Source organism: Nocardioides sp. (assembly GCF_016462705.1).
Taxonomy (GTDB): domain Bacteria; phylum Actinomycetota; class Actinomycetes; order Propionibacteriales; family Nocardioidaceae; genus Nocardioides.
Genome location: NZ_JAEMSS010000163.1, coordinates 1 through 9,299, shown reverse-complemented (window position 1 = coordinate 9,299; position 9,299 = coordinate 1). Strand labels below are relative to the sequence as shown.

General features: G+C 73.6%; 10 protein-coding genes and 1 rRNA gene. 10 read left to right on the top strand and 1 reads right to left on the bottom strand.

The genetic code is table 11. The annotated features are described in order from the left end of the window. Positions 1–2 precede the first annotated feature (2 nt). Together rrf and JHD21_RS17450 are read left to right on the top strand one after the other, a co-directional pair. Positions 3–119, top strand: a 5S ribosomal RNA gene (gene rrf / locus JHD21_RS17455). 181 nt (positions 120–300) lie between these two features. Next, positions 301–669 carry a single-stranded DNA-binding protein gene (locus tag JHD21_RS17450; protein ID WP_292677756.1) on the top strand — a complete coding sequence of 123 codons (369 nt, stop codon included), beginning with the start codon at positions 301–303 and terminating at the stop codon, positions 667–669. Here JHD21_RS17450 and JHD21_RS17445 read toward each other — a convergent pair. Further along, the gene (locus tag JHD21_RS17445) at positions 644–1,768 is read right to left on the bottom strand and encodes a DUF1015 family protein (RefSeq protein ID WP_292677755.1); all 1,125 of its coding nucleotides are present in this window, start codon (positions 1,766–1,768) and stop codon (positions 644–646) included. The genes JHD21_RS17450 and JHD21_RS17445 overlap by 26 nt on opposite strands. Before the next feature lie 28 nt (positions 1,769–1,796). Between JHD21_RS17445 and JHD21_RS17440 the strand changes: the two genes are divergently transcribed. From JHD21_RS17440 to JHD21_RS17405, 8 genes are all read left to right on the top strand, one after another. After that, positions 1,797–2,795: an HAD-IIA family hydrolase gene (locus JHD21_RS17440; RefSeq protein WP_292677753.1), complete on the top strand. Its 999-nt coding sequence runs from the start codon at positions 1,797–1,799 to the stop codon at positions 2,793–2,795. Positions 2,796–2,804: 9 nt separating this feature from the next. Continuing rightward, positions 2,805–2,969, top strand: a complete 165-nt coding sequence (locus JHD21_RS17435) for a hypothetical protein (RefSeq protein ID WP_292677751.1) — start codon at positions 2,805–2,807, stop codon at positions 2,967–2,969. A 7-nt stretch (positions 2,970–2,976) separates the two neighbouring features. Next, on the top strand, positions 2,977–3,813 hold the full coding sequence (locus JHD21_RS17430) for a TlyA family RNA methyltransferase (RefSeq protein ID WP_292677749.1): 837 nt from the start codon (positions 2,977–2,979) through the stop codon (positions 3,811–3,813). Continuing rightward, the gene (locus JHD21_RS17425; protein WP_292677747.1) at positions 3,810–4,781 is read left to right on the top strand and encodes an NAD kinase; all 972 of its coding nucleotides are present in this window, start codon (positions 3,810–3,812) and stop codon (positions 4,779–4,781) included. The genes JHD21_RS17430 and JHD21_RS17425 overlap by 4 nt, the downstream gene beginning before the upstream one ends. Then, on the top strand, positions 4,774–6,465 hold the full coding sequence (gene recN / locus JHD21_RS17420) for a DNA repair protein RecN (protein WP_292677745.1): 1,692 nt from the start codon (positions 4,774–4,776) through the stop codon (positions 6,463–6,465). The genes JHD21_RS17425 and recN overlap by 8 nt, the downstream gene beginning before the upstream one ends. Before the next feature lie 40 nt (positions 6,466–6,505). Next, positions 6,506–7,675, top strand: a complete 1,170-nt coding sequence (gene steA / locus JHD21_RS17415) for a putative cytokinetic ring protein SteA (protein WP_292677743.1) — start codon at positions 6,506–6,508, stop codon at positions 7,673–7,675. 31 nt (positions 7,676–7,706) lie between these two features. Next, complete coding sequence (locus tag JHD21_RS17410) at positions 7,707–8,660, top strand: copper transporter (protein WP_292677741.1); 954 nt, start codon at positions 7,707–7,709, stop codon at positions 8,658–8,660. Between the two features lie 11 nt (positions 8,661–8,671). Further along, positions 8,672–9,299: CTP synthase (locus tag JHD21_RS17405; RefSeq protein ID WP_292677739.1), on the top strand; the 628-nt coding region annotated here is incomplete at its 3' end.

Sequence of the window (9,299 nt, the reverse complement as noted above, 5' to 3'; positions counted from 1 at the left end):
GTTACGGCGGCCACAGCGAAGGGGAAATACCCGGTCCCATCCCGAACCCGGAAGTCAAGCCCTTCAGCGCCGATGGTACTGCAGTCGTGAGGCTGTGGGAGAGTAGGACGCCGCCGGACATTCTTTTGCCAGGGCCATCCCTTCGGGGATGGCCCTGGTGCCATTTCTGGGCCGTTTTGCGGCTGATATCCACCCGTTCGCGTCCACCACGGGCGTCGCGAGTGCGTTGTCCACAGGACCGGGCGTCCTCTCTCAGGAACGTCGGTTCCCGTCGCGAGCGTCGTGCCCGGAGGTGGTGACATGACAACAGCCACGAACGAGATCACCCACGTCAACGAGGTGCGGCTGGTGGGGCGGCTGTCCGCCGAGCCGGCCGAGCTGACCCTGCCCAGCGGTGACACGCTGTGGACGTTCCGCCTGGTGGTGGAGCGCGGTGCCAGTGCCAGTGCCAGTGCCAGTGCCGGGCGCGGCCAGCAGCTCGACACCCTGGACTGCGCGGTCTGGGGCGGACGGGTGAAGCGGTCGGTCCCGGCCTGGTGCGAGGGCGACCTGGTGGAGGTGACGGGGGCCGTGCGCCGCCGGTTCTACGCGGTCGGTGCGGCGAAGGTGTCCCGCTACCAGATCGAGGTGACCGGAGGCCGGGTCATCCGTCGCGCAGCGAGCGGATGAGCACTCCCGGGCTCGGCTTGGGCTGGAACGACGTGGCCTTCTCCGGCAGCAGCCGGTCCGCGGCCGCGACCCGGAGCACGACGTCCACGTCGGGGGCCGGCATCAGGACGGCGACCCCTCCGGCGCGCCGCAGCTGGCCGAGCGTCGCGTCGACCGAGTGGTGGTGGTGGATCCGGGCGGGCCCGCGACCGAGAGCGGGGATCAGGTCGTCGTGGAGCGCCTCCACCGCGGCCCGGTCCGCCGGCAGGTCGAGCTTGAGCGTCGCCCAGGTCGTGCCGTCGGTCGCCACCAGGGTGTGCGGCCCCAGTGAGTCCATGGCGGCGGCTCGGTCCCCGACGTCATAGCCGGCGCCGGCGATCTCGGCGGCCGCAGCGAGGTCGTCGAGGCTCACACCGCTGAGCACCCGGTGGATCGGCCCGAGGAACAGCGGCGTGTCCTCCTGGTCGACGAGCATGGCCAGACCCCGGTCGAAGGCGCCGCCGGGCTCGCGGGCCTGCATCCGGAGGTAGGCGGCGTATCGGTGGTGGCCGTCGGCGATCAGGGCCTGGCACCCGGCGAGACCGTCCGCCAGGCCGTCGAGCACGACACGCTCACGGATCGCCCAGATGCGGTGCCGCTGGCCGTTGCGGTCCACGAAGTCGTCGGTCGGGTCCGTCGCAGCGACCTGGCGCACCAGAGTGCGCACCTGCGCCGGCGCCCGGTGCACCAGGAGGATGGGCGCCGGGTTGAGCGCCAGCTGGGTCATCCGGTCGGCGAGCGAGTCCGCCTGCGCAGGGTGGATCCCCTCGTGCGGAAGGACCGCCCGGTCGCTGGGGCTCGAGGCGCGGTGGGACACGTCCAGCGCGCCGACCAGGCCACGCACGGTGAGCCCGGCCTCGGTGTACTCGTGCAGCCACAGGGCCGGGTCGGCGTCGCGGCGCAGCTGCCCGCGCTCCTGCCACTGGCTGAGGCGCGCTGTGACGGCCCGGTACGGTCGGGCGTAGAGCCGCCGCGAAGCGGGGTCGCCGACCCGACGGGGGTTCAGCCGGAGGGCGTGGAACGGCTCGAGGCGCAGGGGACGACCGACGTACGGAGGGGTCACCACCGCGGTCGAGTCCATCAGTCGAGTCTAGGAGCGGGACAAAGCAGTGATACTGGAACGCTCCGACCGGCCGTTGTGCGAGGTCTACGACCTGGCCATGCTCGACCTCGACGGCGTGGTCTACATCGGTGCGGACGCGGTCCCGGGGGCTCCTGGGCACATCGACCGGGCCCGGGCGGCGGGGCTGCGGGTGGCCTTCATCACCAACAACGCCCGGCGGACACCGGGCCAGGTGGCCGCGCACCTGCGCGACCTCGGGGTCGCCGCCGAACCCGACGACGTGGTGACCTCGGCCCAGGCGGCTGCCCGGGTCCTGGCCGACCGGCTCGGCCCCGGGGCGAGGGTCGCCCTGCTCGGCGCCGACGGTCTGCAGGCGGCCCTGACGGAGGCGGGGCTGGAGCCGGTCGGGGTGACCGACGAGGCGCAGGCGGTGGTCTCGGGCTACGGCCCGGACGTGCGGTGGAGCGACATCATGCGTGCCGCGGTGCGGATCCGCGACGGCTTGTGGTGGGTGGCGACCAACAGTGACCTGACGATCCCCACGGGGTTCGGTGTGGCCCCGGGCCACGGCGTCCTGGTGGAGACGATCGAACGGTTCAGCGGGGTCGACGCGGAGGTGGCCGGCAAGCCCTCTCGGCCCTTGCTGGACGAGACGGTCCACCGGGTGGGCGGCCGGCGGCCGCTGATGGTCGGCGACCGGCTGGACACCGACATCGAGGGCGCGGCCAACGCCGGGATCGACTCGCTGCTGGTCCTCACCGGCGTCACGGGGGTTCCAGAGCTGGTGGCGGCCGGTCCCGGAGGACGCCCGACGTACCTGTCGGTCGACCTGGCGGGCCTCACGTCGCCGCAGCCGGAGGTCACGATGGACCATGGCACCGCCAGCGCGGGAGGCTGGAGCGCGACCGTCGACGCCGGGTCGCTGCGGGTCGCCGGCTCCGGAAGCGCCGACGACTGGTGGCGGGTCGCCGCGGAGGCGGCCTGGGAGTACGCGGACCGCACCGGGCAGCATGTCGCCACCGGCGACGCCCACCCGCCGCGATAGCCTCGGGCCATGTCTGAGTCGGCAACCGGATCCGTGACCGGCATGGGGAGCGTGGACCGCGTGATCGAGGGCGTCACGGCCCTCGAGGACCGTCCTGTCGAGGAGCACGTCGCCGTCTTCGAGCACGCCCACGAGCAGCTGCGCCGAGCTCTCGACGACGCCCCGGCCGACTAGCCCGGACGTGCCTCGCCGCCTGCGACTCGACGCCGAGCTGGTCCGTCGGGGGCTGGCCCGGTCACGCGACCACGCGGCCGAGCTGGTGGCCTCCGGTCGGGTCACGGTCGCGGGCGGCACCGCCACCAAGGCCGCCACGGCCGTCACGACGGACGCCGCGATCGTGGTCCGCGAGGACCCGGAGCGCGAGGACTACGTCTCGCGGGGTGGCCACAAGCTGGCGGGCGCCCTGGCGGCGTTCGGCCCCGCGGGCCTCCAGGTCGCAGGACGACGCTGCCTGGACGCAGGTGCGTCGACCGGCGGCTTCACCGACGTGCTGCTGCGCGCCGGTGCCGCCGAGGTGGTCGCGGTCGACGTGGGCTACGGGCAGCTGGCCTGGCGGCTGCGCCAGGACGAGCGGGTCACCGTGCACGACCGCACCAACGTCCGCGAGCTGACCGCCGAGATGATCGAGGGCCCCGTCGACCTCGTGGTCGGTGACCTGTCGTTCATCTCGCTGCTGCTGGTGCTCGAGCCGCTGATCGCGGTGACCCGTGCGGACGGCGACCTGGTGCTGATGGTCAAGCCGCAGTTCGAGGTCGGCAAGGACCGGCTCGGCAAGGGAGGGGTGGTCCGGGACCCCGCCCTGCGCTCCGAGGTGGTGGTCACCGTGGCCGACGCCGCGGCCGGGCGTGGCTGGGGTGCCCGGGCAGTGGCCACCAGCCCGTTGCCCGGGCCCTCGGGCAACGTGGAGTTCTTCGTGTGGCTGCGCCGCGGGCCCGCGGAGATCGGCGCCGACGACATCGCCCGGGCTGTGCATGGCACCACGTCGGTGGGGGAGCCGTCTGACAGGCTTGACCCATGACCGCGCGCCGGGTGCTCCTGCTCGCCCATACGGGCCGAGACGCCGCGCGGGAGGTGACCCTCGGGTTCTGCAAGGCGCTGACCGGTCACGGGCTGAGCGTGCGGATGCTGGCGTCGGAGGTGGCCGACCTCGACCTGGACCCCGACTCCTACGACCCGCCCCTGGAGCTCGTCGGGCCGGACGAGGACGCCGGTGCCGACTGCGAGGTCGCCGTGGTCGTCGGCGGCGACGGTTCGATCCTGCGGGCGGCCGAGGTGACCCGGACGAGCGGCACTCCGGTCCTGGGGGTCAACCTGGGACACGTCGGCTTCCTGGCCGAGGCGGAGTCCGACGACGTCGAGGCCACGATCGAGGCCATCGTGCAGCGCACGTGGACGCCGGAGGACCGGCTCACGCTGGACGTGCGGGCCTACCGCGACGGCGAGCTGGTCACCCAGACGTTCGCGCTCAACGAGGCCAGTGTCGAGAAGGCCGCGCGCGAGCGGATGATCGAGGTCGTCGTCGAGATCGACGGCCGCCCCCTGTCGCGCTGGGGCTGCGACGGCGTGGTCCTGTCCACGCCCACCGGGTCCACCGCCTACAACTTCAGTGCGGGTGGCCCGGTGGTGTGGCCCGGGGTCGAGGCACTGGTGGTGGTGCCGATCAGCGCGCACGCGCTCTTCGCGCGGCCGATGGTGGTCGCTCCGGACTCGGTGGTGGCGGTCGAGGTCATCGCCCGCACCGACGGGGCCGGGGTGCTGTGGTGTGACGGCCGCCGGGCCGTCGACCTGCCGCCGGGTGCCCGGATCGAGGTGCGCCGCGGCGACCGACCGGTCCGCCTCGCCCGGCTCCACCGGGCGCCGTTCACCGACCGGCTGGTCGCCAAGTTCGACCTGCCGGTCGACGGCTGGCGGGGGTCCGCCGAACGCCGGCGCCGGGCGGAGGACGCCGCCTCGGGAGGCTCGTCGAGCGGAGCGGCCGGTGCTTGAGGAGATCCGGATCTCCCAGCTGGGGGTGATCGAGTCCTCGACGCTCGAGCTGGGGCCCGGCCTGACCGTCATCACGGGTGAGACGGGCGCCGGCAAGACCATGGTGGTGACCGCGCTCGGGCTGCTCCTCGGTGCCCGCGCGGACTCGGGAGCCGTGCGCACCGGCGCCCGGACGGCGCGGGTCGAGGGCGTGGTGGACGCCTCGGACCTGGGAGCGTTCGCCGCGGCCGTCGACGCCGCCGGTGGGGAGGTCGAGGACGGCCGGGTCGTGCTGGCCCGCAACCTGTCGGCCGAGGGACGCTCGCGGGCGTTCGTGGGCGGAGCCTCGGTTCCGGTCGCCAAGCTCGCCGACGTCACCCAGGTGCTGGTGGCGGTGCACGGCCAGTCCGACCAGCACCGGCTGCTCCAGCAGCGCGCGCAGCGCGAGGCCCTGGACCGGTTCGGGGGCGGGCCGCTGGCCGCGCTGCTCGAGACCTACTCCGACCTCTTCCAGCGGCTGCGGGCGACCGAGCGCGAGCTGGACGAGGTCGTCGCGACCGCTCGCGAGCGAGCCCGCGAGGCGGACGTCCTCAGGTTCGGCCTCGGCGAGATCGAGGCCGTCGACCCGGTCAGCGGCGAGGACCTGGCACTGGCCGCGGAGGAGTCCCGGCTGGGTTTCGCCGACACGCTGCGGACCGCCGCGGAGTCGGCGCGCGAGTCCCTGTCCAGTGACGACCCCACCGCCGACGACGCCCTGTCGACGACCTCGGCGGCGCGGACCCGGCTCGAGGCGGTCCGCGAGCACGACGCCGAGGCGGGCGAGCTCGCCGACCGGCTCGCCGAGGTCACCTACCTGCTCTCCGACGTGGCGGCCGACGTCGCGTCCTACGCGTCCCGGCTCGAGACCGACCCGCAGCGGCTGGCCGCGGTGTCCGAACGCCGAGCCGCGCTCACCGCGCTGACCAGGAAGTACGGCGAGACGATCGACGACGTGCTGGCCTGGGCCCAGGTCTCGGCGGCCCGGCTGCTCGACCTCGACGGCACCGATGAGCGGATCGCGGCGTTGCGGGCCGAGCAGGAGACGCTGGAGTCCGAGCTCACGGTGGCCGCGGAGGCCCTGTCGGCGGCCCGCGTCGAGGCCGCGGAGCGGCTGTCGAGGCAGGTGACCGAGGAGCTCGGCCTGCTCGCCATGCCGGACGCGGTGTTCGACATCTCGGTCGCCCGGTCCGGGTTCACCGCGTCGGGCGTCGACGAGATCGAGTTCCTGCTCGCCGCCAACGTCGGCTCCGGGCCGAGGCCGCTGCACAAGGGCGCATCCGGCGGGGAGCTGTCCCGGGTCATGCTCGCGGTGGAGGTGGCGCTCGCCGGGACCAGCCCGGTCCCGACCTTCGTCTTCGACGAGGTCGACGCCGGGGTGGGCGGCGCCGCGGCGGTCGAGGTCGGGCGGCGACTGGCCCAGCTGGCCCGCACCGCCCAGGTCCTCGTCGTCACGCACCTGCCCCAGGTCGCGGCCTACGCCGACCGGCACGTGCTGGTGGTGAAGTCCGACGACGGGTCCGTCACCAGCTCCGGCTTGAGGGTCCTCGACGACGAGTCCCGCGAGCGCGAGCTGTCCCGCATGCTCGCCGGGCTGGCCGACTCGGACACGGCGCTGGCGCATGCCCGTGAGCTGCTCCAGGTGGCCCAGGCCGCCAGGGCCCAGTGAGTCTTGTGAGTCCGGTGAGTCCAGTGAGGGCGGGCGAGGAATGAGGTTCAACTCCCGGCGTACCCAGATCACCACGCTGCCGGGCGTCACCGGCACGGCCCGGGTGGCCCGGCGCGCCCCGCAGCTGCTGTCCCGGCTGCGCAGCGGGGACATCGCGGTGATCGACCACCACGACCTGGACCAGGAGACCGCGCTGCGGCTCGTCGACAAGGGGGTGGTGGGCGTCGTCAACGCCGCCCCGATGATCTCCGCCCGTTACGCCAACCTCGGTCCCGAGGTCCTCGCCGAGGCGGGGATCGTCCTCGTGGACCAGGTGGGTGAGGGAGGCTGGGCGTCCGTGCCGGACAACCAACCGATCCGGATCGACGACGGCGTGGTCTACGCCGAGGACACCGCGGTCGCGCATGGGCGGGTCGTCGAGCTGGCGGTGCTGCGCGCGGAGATGGAGCAGGCCCGCTCGGGCCTGGCGGTGCAGCTGGACACCCTCACCCACAACGCCGGGGAGTTCCTGCGTCGCGAGCAGGACCTGCTGCTGGACGGCCGGGGCCTGCCGGACCTGGTGACACCGCTCGCCAAGCGGCCCGCGCTGGTCGTGGCCGGGTTCGAGCACGACGAGCTGGTGCCGCTACGGCGCTACGTCGGGGAGCAGGACCCCGTGATCCTCGCGGTCGGCACGGCCGCCGACGACCTGATCGGCTTCGGGTGGGTCGCCGACATCGTGGTCGCCTCCGTGAAGGAACCCGGCGGGCTGCCGTCCGCGGACGCCCTCCAGGCGGCGACCGACGTGGTCCTGGTCTGCAGCCGCGGCGCCGGGCCCGAGGAGGCCGAGGCGGCGGACGGTGTCACCCGGCTGGGCATCCGACCCACCCTGGTCGAGACCTCGGCGACGCCCGAGGACCTCGCGCTGCTGCTCGCCGACCGCTACGAGGTCGTCCCCCTCGTCGGTGTCGGTCTCAACGCCCGCCTGGAGGACTTCCTCGACCGGCGGCAGGCCGGCCTGGCCAGCACCTTCGCCACCCGGCTCAAGGTCGGGTCGCGATTGGTGGACGCCAGCGCCGTCCCGGCGCTGCACACCAACGGGGCGACCACCGGTCAGGTCGCCACCCTGCTGGCCGCGGGAGCGATCGCCGTCCTGGCCGCGGTCGCCGTCACGCCGGCCGGGCAGGAGAGCCTGGACTCCCTCACCGAGCAGCTGCGGACCCTGCTGTGAGGACCCGTGAGGACGCCGTGAGGACACTGCTGTGACGACCCTGCGCCGCCACGTCATCCCGGTGGCGGCCGCCCTGTTCGCGCTGGCCATCGGGATCGCGCTCGGTGGCGGCCCGCTCAGCTACGTCTCCGCCGACGACGACGTGCCGTCGTCCAGTGGTGGACAGGAGCCGGACGCGGTGGGCGCGGTGGTCGATCCCGAGCCCGAGCCCACGGAGGAGCCGGACCCTCCGGCCGCCGGCTTCGCGGACGCGTTCGCGGCGGCGTCGGCCGCGCGCCTCTACGACAAGGCCCTCCGGGGACACCCGACGGTGATCGTCAGCACGCCGGGCGTGGACGCCGGACTCGTCGAGTCGATGGTCGCCCAGGTCGCCGCCGCCGGGGGCGGGCTCACCGGGGTCTACGAGATCACCGAGCAGGCGGTCGACCGCGCCGAGGCGTCCCTCGTCGACAGCCTCGGCAGCCAGCTCATGACCCAGCTCGCCGACGACCGGATCGACCCCGCCGCCCCGACGTACGAGCGGCTTGGCCAGCTGCTCGGCGTCGCGGTCGCCACGCCGATCAAGGACGGCAGACGGGCGGACGCCGCGGCCCAGACTGTCCGCGCCAGCCTGTCCACCGCTGGGCTGCTCACGGGGCCGGGGGAGGCGCGGCTGGCGCCGCTCGTGCTCGTGCTGCTGCCCCCGCACGCCGAGCAGGAACCGGAGGTCGCCGCCGCCGCGGTCGCGGTCCACGCCGGTCTCGCCACCGGCCTGCGGGGCAACGCCGCGGGCGCCGTCCTGCTGGGGGACACGTCCTCCGGGGAGGCGGGACTGCTGGCCTCCCTGCGCGGCGACGCCGAGGTGAGCAGCACGGTCTCGACCGTCGACGGGGGCGACACCGTCGTCGGTCAGGTGACCGCCATGCTGGCGCTGATCGCCTCCCTCGAGGGAACTGTCGGCGCCTTCGGTGCGTCGGGTGCGAGTGGAGCCGTCCCCATCTCCTAGGATGGAACTCCATGAAGCACCCGATGCCGACGAAGCACGTGTTCGTGACCGGAGGCGTCGCCTCCTCGCTCGGCAAGGGCCTCACCGCCTCGAGCCTCGGCCGGCTGCTCCGCTCGCGCGGTCTGCGGGTGACGATGCAGAAGCTGGACCCCTACCTCAACGTGGATCCGGGGACGATGAACCCGTTCCAGCACGGTGAGGTGTTCGTGACCAACGACGGCGCCGAGACCGACCTGGACATCGGGCACTACGAGCGGTTCCTCGACACCGACCTCGGCCAGATCGCCAACGTGACCACGGGCCAGGTCTACTCCAGCGTGATCGCCAAGGAACGGCGCGGCGACTACCTCGGTGACACCGTGCAGGTCATCCCGCACATCACCAACGAGATCAAGGACCGGATCCGGGCCATGGGGAGCGACGACGTCGATGTCGTCATCACCGAGGTGGGCGGCACCGTGGGCGACATCGAGTCGCTGCCGTTCCTCGAGGCGGCCCGCCAGGTCCGGCACGACATCGGCCGGGACAACTGCTTCTTCCTGCACATCTCGCTGGTGCCCTACATCGGACCCTCCGGCGAGCTCAAGACCAAGCCCACCCAGCACTCGGTCGCCGCCCTGCGCCAGGTCGGCATCCAGC

Coding starts and splice junctions, on each gene's coding strand:
- JHD21_RS17450 (WP_292677756.1), top strand. CDS start 301: ATGACAACAGCCACGAACGAGATCACCCACGTCAACGAGGTGCGGCTG.
- JHD21_RS17445 (WP_292677755.1), bottom strand. CDS start 1,768: ATGGACTCGACCGCGGTGGTGACCCCTCCGTACGTCGGTCGTCCCCTG.
- JHD21_RS17435 (WP_292677751.1), top strand. CDS start 2,805: ATGTCTGAGTCGGCAACCGGATCCGTGACCGGCATGGGGAGCGTGGAC.
- JHD21_RS17425 (WP_292677747.1), top strand. CDS start 3,810: ATGACCGCGCGCCGGGTGCTCCTGCTCGCCCATACGGGCCGAGACGCC.
- steA (WP_292677743.1), top strand. CDS start 6,506: ATGAGGTTCAACTCCCGGCGTACCCAGATCACCACGCTGCCGGGCGTC.